General features: G+C 60.2%; 15 protein-coding genes. 10 read left to right on the top strand and 5 right to left on the bottom strand.

Annotated features, from left to right (window positions below; translation table 11 throughout):
• The 5 genes from N7650_RS26585 to N7650_RS26605 all read right to left on the bottom strand — a co-directional run.
• On the bottom strand, positions 1 to 443 hold a 443-nt coding region (locus N7650_RS26585; protein WP_279900745.1), incomplete at its 3' end, for a hypothetical protein.
• 84 nt (positions 444 to 527) lie between these two features.
• Positions 528 to 1,892: an FAD-binding oxidoreductase gene (locus N7650_RS26590; RefSeq protein WP_023082866.1), complete on the bottom strand. Its 1,365-nt coding sequence runs from the start codon at positions 1,890 to 1,892 to the stop codon at positions 528 to 530.
• A 112-nt stretch (positions 1,893 to 2,004) separates the two neighbouring features.
• Positions 2,005 to 3,435 (bottom strand): coniferyl aldehyde dehydrogenase, encoded by a 1,431-nt coding sequence (locus N7650_RS26595; protein ID WP_023082865.1) that lies wholly within the window; start codon positions 3,433 to 3,435, stop codon positions 2,005 to 2,007.
• Between the two features lie 234 nt (positions 3,436 to 3,669).
• Entirely contained in the window at positions 3,670 to 5,040 is a 1,371-nt protein-coding gene (locus N7650_RS26600) for a flavin monoamine oxidase family protein (protein ID WP_023082864.1), read from the bottom strand.
• Positions 5,041 to 5,250: 210 nt separating this feature from the next.
• A complete protein-coding gene (locus tag N7650_RS26605; RefSeq protein ID WP_023100546.1) occupies positions 5,251 to 6,243 on the bottom strand; it encodes an AraC family transcriptional regulator in 993 nt (330 codons plus the stop codon).
• A gap of 753 nt (positions 6,244 to 6,996) precedes the next feature.
• Between N7650_RS26605 and N7650_RS26610 the strand changes: the two genes are divergently transcribed.
• From N7650_RS26610 to N7650_RS26655, 10 genes are all read left to right on the top strand, one after another.
• Positions 6,997 to 8,358, top strand: coding sequence for a DUF1329 domain-containing protein (locus N7650_RS26610; RefSeq protein ID WP_023082862.1), 1,362 nt, complete (start codon positions 6,997 to 6,999; stop codon positions 8,356 to 8,358).
• Positions 8,359 to 8,378: 20 nt separating this feature from the next.
• Positions 8,379 to 10,241, top strand: coding sequence for a DUF1302 domain-containing protein (locus tag N7650_RS26615; RefSeq protein ID WP_023082861.1), 1,863 nt, complete (start codon positions 8,379 to 8,381; stop codon positions 10,239 to 10,241).
• An 83-nt stretch (positions 10,242 to 10,324) separates the two neighbouring features.
• Complete coding sequence (locus tag N7650_RS26620; RefSeq protein WP_023082860.1) at positions 10,325 to 12,685, top strand: efflux RND transporter permease subunit; 2,361 nt, start codon at positions 10,325 to 10,327, stop codon at positions 12,683 to 12,685.
• A 13-nt stretch (positions 12,686 to 12,698) separates the two neighbouring features.
• Positions 12,699 to 13,643 carry a YCF48-related protein gene (locus N7650_RS26625; protein WP_023082859.1) on the top strand — a complete coding sequence of 315 codons (945 nt, stop codon included), beginning with the start codon at positions 12,699 to 12,701 and terminating at the stop codon, positions 13,641 to 13,643.
• Positions 13,644 to 14,004: 361 nt separating this feature from the next.
• Positions 14,005 to 15,504: an IS21-like element ISPst3 family transposase gene (gene istA / locus N7650_RS26630; protein ID WP_279900750.1), complete on the top strand. Its 1,500-nt coding sequence runs from the start codon at positions 14,005 to 14,007 to the stop codon at positions 15,502 to 15,504.
• Positions 15,497 to 16,300 (top strand): IS21-like element ISPst3 family helper ATPase IstB, encoded by an 804-nt coding sequence (gene istB, locus N7650_RS26635; protein WP_010454871.1) that lies wholly within the window; start codon positions 15,497 to 15,499, stop codon positions 16,298 to 16,300. The genes istA and istB overlap by 8 nt, the downstream gene beginning before the upstream one ends.
• A gap of 209 nt (positions 16,301 to 16,509) precedes the next feature.
• Entirely contained in the window at positions 16,510 to 17,511 is a 1,002-nt protein-coding gene (locus tag N7650_RS26640) for an AraC family transcriptional regulator (RefSeq protein ID WP_023082852.1), read from the top strand.
• A gap of 194 nt (positions 17,512 to 17,705) precedes the next feature.
• The gene (locus N7650_RS26645) at positions 17,706 to 19,163 is read left to right on the top strand and encodes an NAD(P)/FAD-dependent oxidoreductase (protein ID WP_023082851.1); all 1,458 of its coding nucleotides are present in this window, start codon (positions 17,706 to 17,708) and stop codon (positions 19,161 to 19,163) included.
• A complete protein-coding gene (locus N7650_RS26650; protein ID WP_023082850.1) occupies positions 19,160 to 19,531 on the top strand; it encodes a c-type cytochrome in 372 nt (123 codons plus the stop codon). The genes N7650_RS26645 and N7650_RS26650 overlap by 4 nt, the downstream gene beginning before the upstream one ends.
• A gap of 2 nt (positions 19,532 to 19,533) precedes the next feature.
• Positions 19,534 to 19,929: a hypothetical protein gene (locus tag N7650_RS26655; protein WP_023082849.1), complete on the top strand. Its 396-nt coding sequence runs from the start codon at positions 19,534 to 19,536 to the stop codon at positions 19,927 to 19,929.
• Positions 19,930 to 20,054: the final 125 nt, after the last annotated feature.

Genomic DNA, 20,054 nt, shown 5'->3' on the forward strand with positions numbered 1-20,054 from the left:
AGCTCAGCTGTTCTAGGGCCATAGTCGTGTCCGCGTACAAACGAGAAGGCTAGTCCTGAAGCAAGAATGGCCTCTCGAGATTTCAGGTGCAGTGGGTGTGCCTTGAGGCTGACAAGGGAAACGCCTTCTTCTATGTGCTGGCTGTAAAACGATCCTGCCTCATTACGTCTAGCACTACGAACAGCCCCGAGCACCACGTCGGCCTCGCCGCGCGCAAACATCAACCAGGCTCTTGCACGCGGCACATCCGTGTAAGCGAATCGGCATCCGCTTCGCCGGCTTACCTCTTCCAGATATTCGATGGACAGTCCGGCGCGGACTCCCTCTCTTTGCCACTGGTCCACACCGAGCTCACTGAACGGAACCAATATTTCCCGCGAGCAAGCTGAATGAGCAAGGTGACTAGCCAGCAGCAGAAACAGGATCCAGAAGACTCGGTACATAGGCCCTCTACATCGGGGCGGGATCCACTACAGGTGCAGGGGTAGTCCACAGTGCTTGGAGAAAATAGATGAATCGGAGATCGCTCAAATGTCCTTCAAGCTGCGCTCCTCCCACCAGTCCCAGGCTTTGAGCGCCTGGCGGGCGACGCGGCCACCGAGGAAGGAAAGGGTGTCGTTCGGCATGGAGATGGATTTTCTGTTCACGATCCAGAAGTCCGTCAGCTCGGTCTTCTGGCCGTTGAGCAGGTCAGCAATGGTGCGCCCATTGAGGTGGGTCAGTGCAACACCGTGACCGAAGCAGCCCCCTGCGTAGATGATGCGCTCGTCATCGACAAAGCTGATTTCAGGAACCATGTCGACGTTGACCGATACAGGTCCACCCCAGCGGTAGTCGATGCGGACATCTTTCAGCTGGGGATAGATCCACTTCAGGTGAGCCTCGCAGTGCTTCCAGCTCATCGCAGACGGCGTCTCAACCAGCGCGCCGGTTTTGTACACGATCGCATCACCACCACCCATGGCGATTCGCCCGTCGACGGTCGGGCGGTAGTAATGCAGCATCTGCCGGTTATCCCCGAACGACTGTCGGTCCTTCCAGCCGATGCTTTCCCACTGCGCGGCGGTGAGCGGCTCTGTGACGATCTGGTAGGTCCACAGCGGGTACTGCCGGGCCTTGAGCGTGCGGCTATCCGGCACCTCGCGCGAGTAAGCATTAGTTGCGATCACGACTTTGTCGGCGACCACGCGGCCTTTTTCAGTCGCGACTGTAATTGCCGTGGCAGCCCTTTCGATGCGAGTGACAGGGCTGGCCTCATAGATTTCCACCCCTGCCGACTCCGCCAGGCGCTTGAGTTCGCGAACCTGTTTGCAGGGGTTGAGATGAGCCGTGTCGGTTTCGTAGATGCCGCCGATGAAACGTTCGGAGTGGAAATCCTGGCGAATCCGGTCTCTGTTCTGCCAGGTCAGATCCCCATCAATGCCCAGATCCTGGAGCAGCTGATAAGTTTTCTTCATGCGGTCCAACTGCTGTTGCGAGTAGCTGATCCTGACCATCCCGGTATGGCAGTAGTCGGATTGAAAACCGTGGGTCTCAATCAGGTTCTGGGTATGCGCTACAGCTTTCTTGAGGTAGTGGTGGGCATCGATCATCTTCTGCTTGCCCCAGCGCAGCAGCACCATCTCAGGCTCTAGGCCAAAGAGCTTGGTGCTGAATCCGGCATTCCGACCGCTGGCGCCGAAACCGATGATGGCGCCTTCCAGCACCACCACGCGCGCATTGGGGTTGTCTTTCTTGAACTGCCAGGCGGTGTTTAGGCCGGTGAATCCGCCCCCAATGATGGCGACATCCGCATTCAGGTTCTGCGTGAGTGCGGCGTTAGGCGAGTAGTGGCCGTAGTCATGTTGCCAGAAGGACTGGTTTTCCAGATGCGAGTCTTTGATAGCGGTCATGCCTTTCATTCTCTTTGTTGGTGGCTATGCCAAGTTGCGGAGCAACAGTGCTGGAGGGTTGCTGGTAATCAGGGCTTGCTGCAGGGGCCTGCAACAAGCCTTAGGTCGCGGGTTAGCGCCCGAGCATCAGCTTAATCAGCCGGTCGAAGAGCGCTCCGTAGGGGGGATACAGGAGCGGAAATGCCGGGCGCGAAAACTGCTTGAAGATCGGGCGCAGCTTGGAGAACTCAAGGAAGCCTTCGTAGCCGTGGTAGTGGCCCATGCCACTGGCACCGACACCGCCAAACGGCAGGTCATGCTGGGCGGCATGCAGCCCGCAGTCGTTGATCCCGACACCGCCGGACTGCGTCAGGGCTACTACCCGTTTCTGTAGCTGGCGTTGATTGGTGAACAGGTAGAGGGCCAACGGCTGATCCCGGTTCTTGATGTAGTCCAGCGCCTCATCCAGGTTGCGATAGGTCTTGATCGGCAGAATCGGGCCGAAGATCTCTTCATGCATGACGCGCATGTCATCGGTAGCTCCTAGCACCAGGACCGGGGCGATCTTGCGGACGGCTTCGTTACCGATGCTGCCGGGCAGCAGATTGATGATTTGAGCGCCCTTGCTTTCGGCGTCGTCGAGATACTCCATCAGCCGCCCATAAGCGCTCTGATCGATGATCGAGGTGTAGTCTTGGGTCAGCAGCGACGGGTAGCGCTGGGGGGTGATGGCGCGGCAGTGCTCTACGAATGCCTCCAGCTGGCTCTCATGGACGAACAGATAGTCCGGTGCCACGCAGGTCTGTCCTGCGTTGACCGTCTTCATCTGCAGAATCCGCGCGGCCGCCGTCTTTAGGTCAAAGTCCTCGGCGACTATCACCGGGGATTTTCCGCCCAGCTCAAGCGTTACTGGTGTCAGATTGTCGGCCGCGGCCCGCATGACCCAGCGCCCGGTTTCGGCCGACCCTGTAAAGATCAGGTGATCGAAGGGAATGCTTGAGAAGACCGAGCCACTGATACCAGGCACGATGGCCAGGGTGTGCTCGTCGAAATTCTGAGCCACAAGGCGCTGTAGCAGTGCACAGAGATGACGAGAGTTCGCGGCCATTTTCACCATGCAGCGATTGCCCGCTGCCAGTGCGCTTGTTACCGGCCCCATCACCAGAAACAGTGGGTAGTTCCAGGGGGCTACGACCCCCACGACGCCCTTGGGCTGGGGAATCACCGAGTTACGGGCACCGAAGAACCAAATAGAGCCGTTGCGGCGTTGCGGCTTCATCCACTTGGACAAGCGCTTGTGGCAGTCGCGGATGCCATCGACCGTCAGGAACAGTTCGAGCAACTTGGTTTCTTGGTGGGCGCGGTTGCCGAAGTCCTGGCTGATGGCTGCACAGATGGCGTCCTGGTTCTCCAGCAGCATCATTTCCAGACGCTTGAGATTCTTGCGGCGAATCTCCAGGCTGGGGATGGGATGTTCGCGATGCGCGGCCCGTTGCAAGGTGAATATACGCACAGCCTCTGCTTCGCTAGTTAAGGCATGGCCAATCTGGGCTGCGGTGTTCATTGCGATGTGTCTCCTGACGCTGGGCAGATGCAGTTGCCCCTGAAGCGCCGCCTCGCGTGCGCTCAGAGATGCAGTGGTGATGTCGGGAGGGTATCGGTGCGGCTGGCGTTGGAATTGTCCGGCAGTGCCAGTCTTTTCAGCAGATCGTGCCAATACGTTCGCGTTGGATCGGCACGGGACGAGGAGAGGGGAGGGACGGCCGTTCCGACACGCCCCAGAAGGATTGGGGGAGGCTTAGGCGGCTGTTTGGCGCTCGGCTTCGAGCACTTCGCTGGCGGCTCGGATGCCGGACTGCATGGCGCCCTCGAAGTAGCCCATCCACTCCGTGGCGGTCTCAGTCCCTGCCCAGTGAATGCGGCCATGCGGCTCGCGAATGGCCTCGCCGTAGGTCGTCATGACTCCCGGTGGCATGTGGGCCCCGTAGCCGCCCTCTGTCCAGGTCTCATGAATCCAGTCGTGGTCCACGTACTCCAGTGGCTGGGCCGCGTCAGCGCCAAAGTAGTGCACAAGATCAGCCATGACGCGCGCTCGGCGGGCATCGGGCCCAATCTCGCTGAGCTCAACGGCATGTTCGCCTTCGATAAGGCCGACGAGTATCCCGACCTCGCCATTGAGCGGCGTTTGATCGAAGACCATGCTAAGCGCGCGATTAGGGCTAATCACCGCACCACTCAGGCCACGAGAGCGCCAGAAGGGTGTGGGATACGCCACATGAATCTTGATCACGCAGCCCATCGGCATGCGCCTGATCAGGCTGGCCCGTTTGGCCGGTAGCGCAGGTTCATAGCTAATGCGGGAAGCAAGTGCCGGGGGCACTGTCATGATTACCCGTCGAGCATGGAACGTGCCCTGGGCACAGAGCACGCGCACGCCCTGGGTGTCCTGCTCGATAGCGTGCACCGGGCAATTGAGTCGTATCTGTTCGGTGAGCAGGTCGGCCATGCGCTTAGGTACTTGCCAGGCGCCGCCGACAAACTTGTCCTGCTGAGCGCCGCCTTTCACTCCGATCATCGTTTCCAGCCCATGACCTTGGCGCAGTACCTCCAGGAAGAAGAGGTAGGACACCTCAGAGGGTTCCGCGCACAGAATGGCCTTGGCGATCAGTTGTATCAGGCCTCTGGCGGCTTTGGTGTGAACCTTTCTGTCGATCCAGGCCTCGAGCGACTCCCTGTCGAGTTCGGCGGCGTTATCAGCCTGCCATGGTGCGAGGTGTCCGAGCCGTCGCAGGTCATGCTGTAAGATCTGATCAGCGATTCCCAGGCTCAGCAACGAGGACCAGGGCAACTTGGGCACCTGCGAACCATAGGACTGGATGCTGTCATCCAGGCTGACCAGGTTGTTGCCCTCGGTATGCTGAGGGTAGATTCCGACACCAAGGCTTTGCGCCTGCTCACGGAACAAGTGGTGATCAGCACCAAGCCATTGGCCGCCAAAGTCGACTGTGTGGCCGGCCACGGTACCGGGCATCGAGCGCCCGCCCACTCGGTTCCTAGCCTCAAGCACCAAGACCTGCTGGCCTGCTTTTTTCAGGTCGAGTGCGGCCCTGAGGCCAGACACGCCCGCTCCGACGATGATGACGTCCCACGATTGTTCGATGCTACTCACGCAGATCCCCTCACAGTGATCATTTGGCTGGGCTGGGGCTGCTGAGAGAAGGTCGCTCGTCAGCCATGGCGCGCAGGTCTCAGGAATGCCAATGGCGATGGGGCTGATGACCTTGGGGCGCCGTCACAGGATCAGCATAGAGCTCCGCGAGCGCGGGAGATTGTCTGGCAGTGCCAGTTCTTCCGGCAGCGGGTGCCAAACCGAGGGGGGTCAGGAAGCCAGGTGGGCCGCGCGATACTGCTGGGGCGATTGTCCGGTCCAGCGTCGGAAGGCTCGGGTGAAGGAGGCCGATTCTGAATAGCCCACCAGTAGAGAGATTTCCGTCATGGAGTAGTTCGATTCCTTCATGTACGAGAGGGCGAGCTCTCGACGGACATCTTCAATCAGCGTTGAGAATTCGATTCCATGCTCTTTCAGCCGACGCTGGAGCGTACGCCGGCTCAGGTTCAACTGATCGCATATTTCGTCGATAGAAGGGGCCCCGCTGCTCATTTCGGCGGCGACTATCCGGGTGATTTGCGGCAGTAGTTCATCCGTAACGGTGCGTACTTGGCGCTCTTTTTCCAGATAAGGCTCAAGGGCTTTGTACAGCCGCTCGTTACCGTGAGCCACTGGCAGTTGCAAAGTCTCTATGGGGAGGCAGATTCGATTGGCCGGTTGATTGAAGTGGATCGGGCATTGGAACAGCAGTTTATGCGCCGATATGTCCGCAGGCTTGCTATGTGCGAAGTCAACGCGAGTGGGGCGGATGGTGCTAGCGGTGATCAAGTTAAGCTGCCGCAAGATGGCGGCAATGGCGAACTCCGAGTCCTGGCGTTTGGAGATGACGGTGGGATAGGTAACACCGTATTCAATACAGATCGTTCGACTATCGAACTCCAGCTTTATATTCGATTCTTGGGCGAAGACGATGATGAATTGCTGAAGTGTCAGCAGTGCTTTTTCAACCGTTGTCGCGCAGTGTATGGCATGGCCGAGTGCGCCGATGTCGTCTGGCTCGGACTGCATGCCGAGCTCAAGCCCAACATTGGGATTGACCTTTCCCGCAGCTTCCCATAGAGCTAGATATTGCTCGACGGGTATCTCTATGTCTGCGCGCTCTAAGACGCGAGAGTCGACGTCAAGCATGGATAGATAGGGGGCAAACACTTCCTTGAATCTGCGGAAGAAGTTTTCGGAAACCACTGTGCGGCCGGATTTCATTGTGCTGCAGCCTTTACTTCTATCCCTTTCCTGGCCTAGTGCCCGCTGTCAGGGGCGGCTCGGTCGGTGATTGTTCTTATGCTGAAGACTTACCCCTGAGGGTAATCGCCTTCCACATCTTACTCTCGATTGGATGACTCGGCATGCATCGCTCAGTTGAGTGCTGCTTATGCCTAGGTGCGTGGCAAGCAAGAGGCGGGCCATTGCTGGTAATCAATCCATAGGGCATCGGGGCCATCGGCTGCGCTACCGCTGACCTGCTGTGTTGGCAGTCGACTGCTGACCGATCAAGATGCTGGCCGCGTACGGACTCTCTTCCCTCATCGTTCCGCTCCTACCTCCAAGCCTGTGCTCAGGCCCGATTGGCATCAGATATCAATGACTCTGGCATGCGCGGGCAATCCGTCTTGAGTGGCATTGAATACTTTTCCAGCCAGGTGAGTCGGAACGCTTCGGGCTGGATTTTTGATCAGCCCGCTTTTCCCATCCGATCCCGATCACCTACTCGAACAACAAGAAAATCAACGAGAGGTAGGCAAATGGCCGTCAATAAGGTTCACGCCTGGAGTGGCGCTCAATTATCTGCACCTAGCAGCAAGTGCAACGCATCCGAACGGTTAGCAACACCTGCATCGCTTCGACGCCATCGGCCCTTGGCACCTACTCAAGACAGATCCGCTATTCCCCGGCTTTTCTAGGCCACATCGAACTGCTTCCCAATAACCACAAAAAAGCTCCCTCCAGGAGAAGTTCATGAAAAACCTCCAGTTTTCACTTTTGGGTGGTGCGCTGTTGGCGCTCCTTGGTACCAGTCACTTGCAGGCGGCAACCTCGCCTGACCTGAGTAAGCTCGGGAGTGAGCTAACCCCGATTGGGGCAGAGAAGGCCGGTAATGCCGATGGGAGCATCCCCGCCTGGAGTGGCGGCTTGATTCAAGCCCCTGCTGGATGGTCGCGAGGGAAAGGAGATCCATATGCCAGTGAAAAGCCGCTGTACTCTATCGACGCGAGCAATGTGGCCAAGTACCAGAATTCTTTGCCGGAAGGGCAGGTCGCGCTGATCAAGACCTATCCGGGTTACCGCCTGGATGTCTATCCCACGCACCGCAGCTGTGCGATTCCTTCCGAAGTGGCTGAGCGCTCCAAGGCGTATGCCGGCCAGGCGCGTATTGGCAGCGATGGCTGGCGCCTGGAGCAGGCTGTCGGCGCCGCTGTGCCATTCCCGGTACCGCAGAGTGGCATCGAGGTGATGTGGAACTACAAGCTGCGCTACATGGCCAAGGGGCGGCGTGCGCAGGTCTCGATCCTGCTTCGTGAGAAGGGGGGCGCGCTGACCGAGGTTCGGCAATGGGCGCATGAGTACTATCCCTATAACGATGCTGCTGTGAGGGACCCGAGCGATACCGGCGGAATCGAGGCCAAGCTGCTCTATGACGTACTGTCACCTTCTTCCCGGGCGGGCGAGATGTATCTGGTGCACTCCTTCCTGGATAAGGCGCAGAGCTCGTGGATCTACTTCCCCGGACAGCGTCGTGTTCGTCTGGCTCCTTCCTTCGCCTACGACAATCCGATTGCCGGCTCGGACAACCTGTACTTCGTCGACCAGATCAACATGTTCACCGGCGCTCTGGATCGTTACGACTTCAAGCTGGTCGGCAAGAAGGAAATGCTGGTGCCGTACAACTCGTACAAGCTGGTCGACAAGTCCAACAAGTATGAGCAACTGATCGGCCAGGACTACCTGAATCGCGACGTGCAGCGCTACGAGAAGCACCGCGTGTGGGTGGTCGAGGCAACCGTCAAGGCCGACAAGCGCCACTCCTTCGCCAAGCGGGTGTTCTTCTTCGACGAAGATAGCTGGAGCCTGCTGCATGTCGATATGTACGACGCCAAGGGCAATCTCTGGCGCGTGCAGGAGGGCAGCCTGTGGGCCGATCCCGAGATCCAGGCCTGCACAAGCTTCGAGTACGTCAGCTACGACCTGATCGCCCGCCGTTACATCGCCGACGGCTTCACTCAGGAAGGCCTGTCGCTCGATCTCGGCGCAGGGCTGCAAGGGCGTGTGAGCGACAAGATGTTCAACTCCAACGAGCTGCGCCGTCGCGGCGAGCGTTGACCGGTCCGGAGCACAACAATATGAAAAAGCAAAAAACATGCGGCGCGGCTGCGCTGCAGGCAAAGCCGTGCCTGCATAACCCTCTGGCGTTGTCGATCGCGCTTGCATCTGGCCTGCTCTGGACTCAGCCGAGCTACGCCGTTCTGTTCGGCAGTGAGGAAGGGATATCCGGCAGCTTCGACTCCACGCTGTCATATGGTTTCGCCACCCGTTTGCAGTCTCCCGACTGTCATTTACTCGGTGGTGACAGTGGTGGGTGCAATCCCGGCACCAACAACGAGCTTGGTCGGTACTACAACCTGTCGCGTGGCAACGGCTATGCGAACGCCGATATCAACTACAGCAATGCCGATGACGGCAACCTGAACTACGACAAACACGATGTGTTTTCTCACGTGCTCAAGGGAACTCATGAACTAAGTCTGCGCTTCGGTGATGGCTGGAGTGCTCTGGGTCGGGTGGCTTGGGCCAAAGACTTCAAGATGGACAACGTGCGCACCACGGAACTGGACGACCAGGCCGAGCGCGATGCCACCGAGCGCTTCGATCTGCTCGACCTGTGGGTAGCGAAAAGCTTTGATATCGGCGAGATGCCCGCCAAGGTCAAAGTGGGCAACCAGGTAATCAGCTGGGGCGCCGAGATCTTCGTGCCCGGCGGCATCAACCAGATCAACGCCCTCAGCCTGCCCAAGTACCACACGCCTGGAACCCAGCTGAAGGAGGTGTTCATCCCGGCACCGATGGCCTCCTTCAATATCGGGCTGACCGAGACGCTGAGCCTGGAGGGGTATTACCAGTTCAAGTGGAATGCCTACTCGCTCGATCCGGTGGGAACCTACTTCTCCTCGGCGGATATAGCGGGAGAGGGGCGTCGCCCGATCTACTACCCGACGAACTACGTGAACAATATCTATGGCCCGCTGCTCGGACTCACTTGCGCCGATCTGACGCCAACCGGTCAGTGCGGTGCCCCCGGTATCAGTGGTCTGAGCGATGCCGATCTGGTGGCTTTTGGTCTGGCGATTCCCTACGCCGGCGAGCGTGAGGCGAAGAACAGCGGCCAGTATGGCGTGGCACTGCGCTGGACCGCGGAGAGCATCGGCACCGACTTTGGCCTCTTCTACCAGCGCTACCACGACAAGACACCTTTCGTGGGCTACACCGCGCGGAGCAATCCGAACAACCTGGTGGTGGACAACTATTTCATCAACTACGGCGAAGACAAGGATCTGTTCGGTCTCTCCATGAGCACCATGGTGGGCCCGGTAGCTGTTGCGGGCGAGCTGTCCTATCGTCCCGATGACAGTGTCGGTATCGACCCCACCGTTCCCTTCGGTAGTGGGCTCACCGGTAGCTACAACAAGTACAGCGTGTTCGATACCGGAGTGAACAAGGGCTTTGTCGAAGAGGAAAAGTGGCAGGCGGACATCAATGCCATCTACACCTTCTCGGCCAGCGATCCGCTTGGCTTTATCCCCAGCGCACTGGGGGCCTCCCAGGGCTTCATCATGGCCGAAGCAGTGGTAACCCATTACCCGGGACTGGATACCAGCGGCAAGGTGCCTTACTTCCTGCCCGATTACTCGGTACCAAACAAAACGTCCTGGGGCTATGTGGCCGAGATCGGGATGAACTATCCCAACCTCTTCGACAGCGGCGTTACCGTCACTCCGCAGCTGGACTTCAGTCACGACGTCAACGGCACCACGCCGAATGCGATGCCGTTTGTCGAAGGTCGCAAGTCGCTGACCACCTCTCTGCTGTTCAACTACCGTGACCGCTGGAAGGGCGGCCTGCAGTGGGTGCAGTACTGGGGCGGTGGCGACAACAACCTGATGGCTGATCGCGACTTCCTCAGCGGCAATATTTCCTACTCGTTCTAATCCAGCCCAAGTTCGCTGGCGGCAAACCGTGCGCGCTCTTGCGCGGCTTGCCGTTGGCGACACTCGTTGTATCGAGGCATTCCATGTTGGTTTTCCTGGTGTCGGCGCTCGAGCGCTTTTTCTTTCGCCATCGTCTGGCGACTCTTGGCCTGCTGGCCGTCATTACCCTGATCATGGGCGGCTTTGCGTCACGCCTGGAAATGTCGGCCGGCTTCGACAAGCAGCTTCCGCAACAGCACGCTTTCATCAAGACCTTCAACCAGTACCGCGATGTGCTGTTCGGTGCCAACCGCGTCATCGTGGTGCTGCATGCCAAGCAGGGCGATATCTGGAACAAGCAGGCGATGACCCGTCTGTACGACCTGACTCAGACCTTGTTCTTCATGCCGGGGATCGACCGGCGCAGCGTGACCTCGCTGTGGACGCCGAATACCCGTGCGGTGCAGATCACCGAGGAGGGCATGAAGGCCGAGGACGTGGTAGGTGGTGATGTCACGGTAGGCACTTTGGACGACCAAGCCATAGCTGGCATTCGTGAGCGCACCATCATCGGTGGCTTCGTCGGCAGCCTGGTCGCCAACGATCATTCCGGTGCCATGGTGGTAGCGGAGTTGGCTGATCCGGATCCGCAAACCGGCAAGCGCCTGAACTATCTGGAGTTCAGCCAGCGTCTGGAAGACGAGGTGCGCAGCAAATACGCAGACTCCAACTACGACGTGCAGATCATTGGTTTCGCCAAGCAGATGGGGGATATCGGTGCCGGTGCCAAGAGCGTGGTGGAGTTCTTTGGCCTGGCTTTCGTACTCACCGCGCTGGCGGTTTATTGGTATACCCGCTCCTGGCGGCTGACCTTCCTACCATTGTTCTGCTCGCTGGTCTCGGTGGTCTGGCAGTTCGGCACCGTCACTCTGCTGGGCTTCGGCCTCGATCCTCTGGCGATTCTGGTGCCCTTCCTGGTGTTCGCCATCGGCGTGTCTCATGGGGTACAGCAGGTCAATTTCATCTCCAAGGAAGTTTGCACCGGGGTAGATGGCATGACCGCCTCGCGGCGCAGCTTCACCGGCCTGTTCATCCCCGGCACGCTGGCACTGATCACGGCTTTCGTCGGTTTCGCCACCCTGGTGCTGGTGCCCATCCCGATGATCCGCGAGCTGGCCATTACCGCTTCGGTGGGGGTGGCCTACAAGATCATTACCAACCTGATCATGCTGCCGGTGCTGGCCAGTTATTTCAGCTTCGACAAGGCCTATGTGGCGCGTGTCGAAAGGCTGCGAGCCAGGCGTGATGGCGCCATGGTCAGCCTTGGGCGTATCGCCGAGCCGCGAAATGCGGCCATCGGCACGTTGCTGTGCCTAGCGCTGATGGCGTTGGCGGTATGGCAGAGCCAGGGGCGCCATGTAGGGCATGTGCTGCCAGGGGCGCCGGAGCTGCATGCAGACTCTCAGTACAACAGGGATGTGCAGAGTGTGGTCAACCACTTTGCCCTGGGCCTGGACCTGTTCACCGTGGCGGTGGAAACCCCTGCAGGCGGCTGCTACCGCAACGATGTGATGGCCTATGTCGACCGCCTGACTTGGTATCTTGGCAATGTGCCCGGTGTGCTCTCGGCGCAGTCCCTGCCGGCGCTGACCAAGCTTTCGGCCTCCGGCGTCAACGAAGGCAACCCCAAGTGGGCAGCGCTGCCGCTGGATGAGCTGTCGCTAGGCGAAGCGGTTCGCCAGGTGCCCGAGGCCCTGCGCCTGTACAACGCAGACTGCACACTGCTGCCGATCAACCTCTATCTCACCGACCACAAGGCCAGCACCCTGAAACAGGTAGTGCAGGCGGTCGAGGATTATCGGGCCGAACATAAGTTGGAGGGGGTGACGGTACGTCTGGCCAGCGGCAATGCCGGCGTACAAGCAGCCACGAATGAGATTGTGGAGACCTCAGAGCTGCCGATGATGCTCTACGTCTACCTGACCATCGTGCTGCTGGTGTTTCTGGTGTACCGCGACTGGCGCGCCATGATCGCCTGCTGCCTGCCGCTGACCCTGGCGACCTTCCTCGGCTACTGGTTCATGAAGGAGCTGGATATCGGCCTGACTGTGGCCACCCTGCCGGTGATGGTGCTTGCCGTGGGCATCGGCGTGGATTACGCCTTCTACATCTACAACCGCTTGCAGATGCATCTCGCCGCAGGGCAGCACATCGTCAGCGCGTTCCAGCAAGCCTTGCGCGAGGTTGGGGTGGCTACGGTATTCACCGCCTTGACGCTGTCCGTCGGCGTCGCCACCTGGTCATTCTCGGCGCTGAAGTTCCAGGCCGACATGGGCCTGCTGCTCACCTTCATGTTCATGGCCAACATGATCATGGCCATCACCCTGTTGCCAGCGCTGGCCGTGGTACTGGAAATCCTGATTCCGCGGCGGGGGCCGGTGCGTGCTCCCCTGATCGCGCACTGATAGAGGAGCATGCATGATGTTCGCGATTCGTTTTCTGCAGTTCCCGCTGGTGGCCCTGGCATTGGCTGTGACCGGTAATGTGTGGGCTGCTGACGCGCAGGCTCCGGCTATCGCCCTGGAGAGCGCACAGCATGCGCCACTGGTCGCGGTGAGCCAGGTGGGCCGGCGTCTGGTCGCCGTGGGTGACCATGGCATTGTCGTGTTGTCCGATGATGGCGAGACCTGGCGCCAGGCCAGCAGCGTGCCGGTGGACGGCTTGCTCACTGCCCTGAGCTTTATCGATGAGCGGCAGGGCTGGGCGGTTGGCCATGGCGGGGTGTTGCTGCATACCGAAGACGGGGGTGAAACCTGGGCTCTGCAGCAACTCCTGGAGGAGCAGCCGGTATTGCTTTCGGTGTGGTTCGAGAATGCCCAGCACGGCATCGTCGTTGGGGCATACGGATACGCCGCGCAGACTCAGGATGGCGGGCAGAGCTGGCAGCGACTGAGCGTGGGTGCCGATGGTGACGACTATCACCTCAACCATATCTTCGCCACCCGTGATGGCAGCCTGTTAATCGCCGCTGAGGCGGGGAACGCCTATCGCTCTGCTGATCGCGGTGCCAGCTGGCAATCACTCGACACCGGCGTCAGCGGCTCTCTGTGGAGTGGTGTCGGGCTGCGTGATGGTCGAGCGCTGCTGGTCGGCATGAGCGGGCGGGTGCTGCTCGGCGACAGTTCTGGCAAACGCTGGCGCGAACTGAGCAGCGGTACGGTCGAGGCGATCACCGATGTCGCTCAACTGGCCGATGGCCGCGTCGCGCTGGTCGGCAATGGGGGGCTGGTAGCGCTCTCGGATACAAAGGTGGAGCGCTTCAACGCATCTCAGCGTGAGGACCGCCTGAACATCTCCGCATTGGCGCCGCTCACTGAAGGACATCTGCTGCTGTTTGGGGCGGCAGGGGTAATACCTCAATAGTCCGCATCGCGTCGGTCACCCTTGTCATGGCCCTTGTCGGAGGGCGATGACGAATAGCACCGACGCCATCCCTTCGACAGTACGCGCATCCGCAGTTTGTTTGCTCGTTGAGATACTCGACGAACTCTTAAGGGGCGCGTGTCTTCTTGCATGGCTGGAGTGCATCGATGCGTACCTTGTTCGCCAGGTTGTCATTGCGATTCAAGCTGGTGCTGTTCAACGGCCTGCTGCTGGCGTTGATCACTGTGTTGCCGCTGACCGAAAACTGACCCAGTAGAGGCTGTTCTGCCGACTGAAAACTGACCCAGGTGTTCAACTGCTTCTGCTCAATTTTTGAGCAGGAGAACACAGGGTGATCAGTATGGAAATGATGGGCAAAATTCGCCGGATGTATTTCCGCGACAAGCTGTCGCTGCATGAGATAGCCAAGCGCACCGGGTTGGCGCGCAACACGATTCGCAAGTGGGTCAGAGCACCTGAGGCCAAGCCGCCGGTCTACCAACGCCGCGCGATCTTCAACAAACTCAGCCCTTTTCACGCCACGCTGGAGCAGGCGCTAAAAGCCGATTCGCTGCGCCCCAAGCAACAGCGGCGCAGTGCCAAGGCGCTGTTGGCGCAAATCAAAGCCGATGGTTATGACGGTGGCTACAGCCAGCTCACCGCGTTTATCCGTGCCTGGCGAGGGGGACAGGGCAAGGCGTCGCAGGCCTTTGTGCCGCTGACCTTTGCTCTTGGCGAGGCGTTTCAGTTTGACTGGAGCGAGGAAGGCTTGCTGGTCGGCGGCATTTACCGGCGTATGCAGGTGGCACATCTGAAGCTGTGTGCCAGCCGTGCGTTCTGGCTTGTGGCGTATCCGAGCCAGGGCCATGAGATGTTATTTGACGCCCATACACGCTCGTTCGGCGCCTTGGGCGGCGTGCCGCGCCGGGGCATCTACGACAACATGAAGACCGCCGTCGACAAGGTCAATAAGGGCAAAGGCCGGGCGGTGAATGCACGCTTTGCGGTGATGTGCGCGCATTACCTGTTCGATCCGGACTTCTGCAACGTCGCCGCTGGTTGGGAAAAGGGCATCGTTGAAAAGAACGTGCAAGACAGCCGCAGGCGTATCTGGCTAGACGCCCAGGACTGTCAGTTTCACTCCTTCGAGGAACTCAATGCCTGGCTGGGCCAGCGCTGCCGCGCGCTTTGGAACGAGCTGACGCACCCTCAATACAGCGGGCTGAGTGTGGCCGAAGTGCTGGAGTTGGAGCGCGCTGAACTGATGCCTGTGCCAGCGCCATTCGACGGTTACGTCGAGCGGCCTGCGCGGGTCTCCAGCACCTGCCTGGTCAGCGTCGGGCGCAACCGCTACTCGGTGCCGTGTGAGTACGCGGGTAAGTGGGTCAGCAGCCGTTTGTATCCGACGCGAATCGAGGTGGTGGCTGACGACGCGCTGATCGCCAGCCATGTCCGCTTGCTGGATCGCGACCAGGTCAGCTATGACTGGCAGCACTACCTCCCGCTGATCGAACGCAAGCCCGGTGCGCTGCGCAACGGCGCGCCCTTTGCTGATCTGCCGGCGCCGCTGCGTCAGCTTAAGCACGGTCTGGGGCGTCATGCCGGCGGTGACCGGATCATGGCGCAAGTTCTGGCTGCCGTACCGGTCGCCGGGCTCGATGCCGTGCTGGTGGCCGTTGAGCTGGTACTGGAAAGCGGCAGCCTGAGCGCCGAACACATCCTCAATGTCGTGGCGCGCCTGGCCGCGACCGAACCACCACCCAGCGTCGAAACCCACTTGTCGCTCAAGGAAGCCCCCGTCGCTAACACGGCGCGCTACGACCGCCTGCGTGGCCAGGCCGAGGAGATCGGTCATGCGTGATTTGATGGCGGAACTCAAGGAGCTGCGCCTGCACGGCATGGCCACGGCCTGGGCGGAGTTGACTGCGCAGGGTGAGTCGAACACAGCCTCGTCCAAGTGGCTGCTCGAACACCTGCTGGAACAAGAGCACACAGATCGCGCCATGCGCTCGGTGAGCCACCAGATGAACATGGCCAAGCTGCCGATGCACCGCGACCTGGCCGGCTTCGACTTCAGCGCCTCCAGCGCCGACGCACGCCTGATCAGCGAACTGGCCAGCCTGGCCTTTACCGACACCGCGCAGAACGTGGTGCTGATCGGTGGGCCAGGCACCGGTAAAACCCACCTGGCCACCGCGCTGGCCGTGTCCGGCATCACCCGGCACGGCAAGCGCGTGCGCTTCTACTCCACGGTCGATCTGGTCAATCTGCTGGAGCGCGAAAAGCACGACGGCAAAGCCGGGCGGATCGCCCAAGCACTGCTGCGCATGGATCTGGTCATCCTCGACGAACTGGGTTATCTGCCGTTCAGCCAGGCTGGCGGTGCGTTGCTGTTTCACCTGCTGTCCAAGCTGTACGAACACACCAGCGTGGTGATCACCACCAACCTGAGCTTCGCCGAATGGTCGAGCGTGTTCGGCGACGCCAAGATGACCACCGCCCTGCTGGATCGGCTGACCCACCACTGCCACATCGTCGAAACCGGTAACGAGTCCTATCGCCTGCAACACAGTAGCTTGGCGGCCCAGGCCAAGATCAAATCACGGGAGCGAAAGCGTAAGGGCGGCCAGGAACCGGAGGACGATGAGCCGTTCTGATTTCATGGTGACGACGGCCTGCTGCATGGCTGCATGTGGCAGGTCTTCAGTCGCCACTTGGGGCGATCGAAAGGAAGGGATTTTAAAGCAGCTGCGCTGATAGACTTATCCACAGTTGCTGATATAGAAATCAGCAATCCGCCCTGGGTCAAATTTCAATCGGCAGGGTGGGTCAATTTTCCATCAGCACCAACATCCCAGGGCGTTCAATGCCGTCGTCTAGCTGCCATACCGTCCTTGCCGAAAGCTTCTTCCGTCGCAACGCAGAGTTGTTTCGCCCGCACCTCGCTGCTGTCGGACTGCGCGAGCAGATTCTCAGCGCACCGGAATCAGAAATTCCAGTGACAAAGTACGTCGCCCTCTGGGAGGTGCTTGGTAGCGAGGTTTCACCGACCATTGGCCTGGAGGTGGCCATGCGCACTGAGAGCAGTGAGCTCGGTGCCTATGGCCATGCCATACGCTGTGCCCCTTCCATGCAATTGGTACTGCGGAGCCTGAGCCGCTTCATGGTGGTGTTGACCCAGGCCACGCAACTGGACTTCGAGGACAACGGCAAGCGGATTAGCCTGGCCTATCGGGTCACCGACGCGTCCATCGTGCAGCGTCGCCAGGATGCGGAATTCACCATTTGCACCATCCTCAACCTGCTTCGTGAGGTGACCCGGAATCCGCAGCTGTCACCTGTTCGAGTGGATTTCGAGCATCGGGCCCCCAGCGACCTGGCCTCCCACCGCGAGGTATTTGGGTGTCCCATTCGCTTCGAGCAGCCGGACAATCGGCTGTACTTCTCACGCGAGTTGCTGGACATGCCAATCCGCACCGCCGATCAGCGCCTGTTCCAGGCCCTCGAGCCCTTCCTTGAACAGCAGCGGCAAAGCCGGGCGGCGTCGACAGACGTGCTCAGCCAGGTCGCCCACCACATTGCCAGCAGCCTGAGCAGTGGCTGTGCCAGCCTGGAGCAGGTGGCCAGCGACCTGAAGATTGGCGTTCGTACATTGCAGAGGCGTTTGGCCGAGCAGAACGTCGAGTTCAGCCAGTTGGTGGAGGATGTGCGCCGCTCCCTGGCCGAGAGCTATGTGATGCAATCCGACTACAGCCTGACGGAGATCGCACTGCTGCTCGGTTACTCCGAAGCCAGTTCCTTCTGCCGAGCCTTCCGCCGCTGGACCCAACTGACTCCCCAGCAGTTCCGCCAACGCGGCCGATCCTGAATCGAGCCGCCCACCTTCCGAGCGGATTGTCATCCGCTGCCAACGATTTTGTCATGAGCTGCCAAGCCTGCGCCTGGGGGCGTCGCATAGCTTATCCCCGCAGATGGGCGTGACTTCAGGCTGACGTACATCGCTCAGCTGGCAGCTTCTTGCGCCCTTCACTTCAAGAACAATGACAAATGAGGTGTGGGTCGATGGCCGATGAAAAAGACGACGCCAAGGGCGTCAGTCGTCGTGGTTTCCTGCGTGGCGCCGGGGCTGGCGCGGTTGTGGTGGCAGGCGCAGGGGTCATGGCAAATGCCATGGGCGCTGAACAGAAAGGCTGCAAGACCGCGGGTTGCGATTACGACGTGGTGGTGATCGGCGGCGGCTTCGCCGGTGTCACCGCCGCCCGTGACTGTCGCAAGAATGGCTACAAGACGCTGGTGCTGGAGGCGCGCAATCGCCTTGGCGGTCGCACCTTCAGCACCGAGTTCGCCGGCCACAAGGTGGAGCTGGGCGGAACCTGGATTCACTGGACCCAGCCCTTCGTCTGGGCCGAGACCCAGCGCTATGGCCTGAAGGTCATCGAATCCCCGGAACGCGCTGAATCGTCACTGGAAACCATGGTGATCCTGGCGGAAGGCAAGCGGACGCAACTTGCTGGCGAAGAGCTGCTGCCGGTGCTGCAAGCGTTCGATACCTACTTCGCGGACGCTCGCGACATCTGGGAACGTCCCTACGACTCCCGCTTCCGCTGGAACAAGCTCATGGCGCAGGACAGCCTGAGTGCCCGTGATCGCCTCGACCAGTTGAAGCTCAACCCTGTGCATCGCGCTGCCGTGGACTCGTATCTGGTGGGTATGTCCCATTGCCCCTCTGACCAGGTTTCCTACAACGAGATGGCACGTTGGTGGGCCCTGCCGGGTTACAACCTGTCGGTCCTCAACGACTCGCTCACTCGCTACACCTTCAAGGACGGCACCATCAGCTTGATCAACGCGATGATCGAAGACGGCAAGCCCGAAGTGCGGCTGTCTACGCCGGTGAAGAAGGTCGAGGACAAGGGCGACCACGTGGTCGTCACCACCCAGAAGGGTGAGCGCATTGTGGCGGGCAGCGTGGTCCTGGCGCTGCCGATGAACGTGCTGCCCAACATCGAGTTCTCTCCGGCGCTGGACCCCAAGCTGATCGAGGCCGCTCACGAACGGCACGCCGGCACCGGAGTCAAGGCGGTCATCAAGGTCAAGGGCAAGGTCGGTGGGGAAGGCAAGCTGTATGGTCTGGCCGACTCGGATCATCCCCTCAATGTGGTGTTCACCTACGCCAAGGCCGAGGACCACACGCTGTTCATCGGCTTTGGCGACGATCCCGCCAAGCTCGACGTCCTGGATCGGGACGCCGTGCAGCAGGTCATGCAGTCCTTCTTCCCGGAAATGGAAGTGGAAGACTGCTTCGGTTACGACTGGAACCTCGACCCCTACAGCCGGGGAACCTGGGCCAGCTACCGACCCGGCTGGTACGGCAAGTATGCCGATCACTTCGGCAAGGCTCCGGGTAGCCGCATGTTCTTCGCCCAGGGCGACCACGGCGAGGGTTGGCGCGGATTCATCGACGGCGCCATCGGCGGGGGCGGCAAGGCGGCCCTGCTCGTCAAGGAGCTGCTGGGATGAAGCAGCTTGGTTTCCTTCTCGCCCTTGGCCTCTGCGCCATCTCCGGCACGGCCGCGGCGGCTTGCGATGCCGCGGCCGGCCAAAAGCTGTTCGAGTCCAAGTGCACCGCCTGCCATTCGCTGGCGGAGCACAAGGTCGGTCCGCGTCTGCATGACGTGTATGGCCGCAAGGTCGGTACGGCGCAGGGCTTTGGCTACACGCCGACCCTGGAGCAGGCCGGCTTCACCTGGAACGCGGAAAAGCTCGATGCCTTCCTGAGCGGCCCGATGAATTTCCTGCCGGGTACCGCGATGGCGTTTGGCGGCCTGCGCAAGCAGGACGATCGGCAAAACATCATCTGCTTCCTCGAACAGCAGAACAGGAGCTAGTCATGAACATCACTCTCTTCACTCGCCCCAAGAGCGTGCTGACTGTCGGTCTGGCCCTGCTGCTGGCTTTCGACCCCAACCTGATCTTCCAGTGGACGGGATTGGTGCTGGGTGACGCCGGCACGTTGCTGGGCCGCATTCTGGGCCTGGTCTACCTGGGGATCGCCATCGAGCTGTGGTTCGTCCGCAGCAACTCAGACCTGCCGGCGCGCAACGCGCTGCTTCTGACCGCAGTCGACTGTTCCGTCGTGGCCTTGCTGGTCCAGGTGCAACTGGCCGGGCTGATGAATGTGCTCGGTTGGGGGCTGATTGCCGTGTACCTCGGCTCCGGCCTGGGATTCCTCTGGTGCGCCATGCAAGTCGCCAGGAATGGCGCCGTACGCGAAAGCCTTTCCTGATCCAAGCGATTTGCACTTTTTTGATATCACCGGATTCCAGCCCCTTCGTACCTTCTGCCCTGCTCGTCGCCACCGGCGCACGGGGCAGACTCATCCTCAGCACAACAAGAATCTCCTGTAGGAGA

Source organism: Pseudomonas sp. GD04058 (assembly GCF_029836855.1).
Classification (GTDB): domain Bacteria; phylum Pseudomonadota; class Gammaproteobacteria; order Pseudomonadales; family Pseudomonadaceae; genus Aquipseudomonas; species Aquipseudomonas bharatica.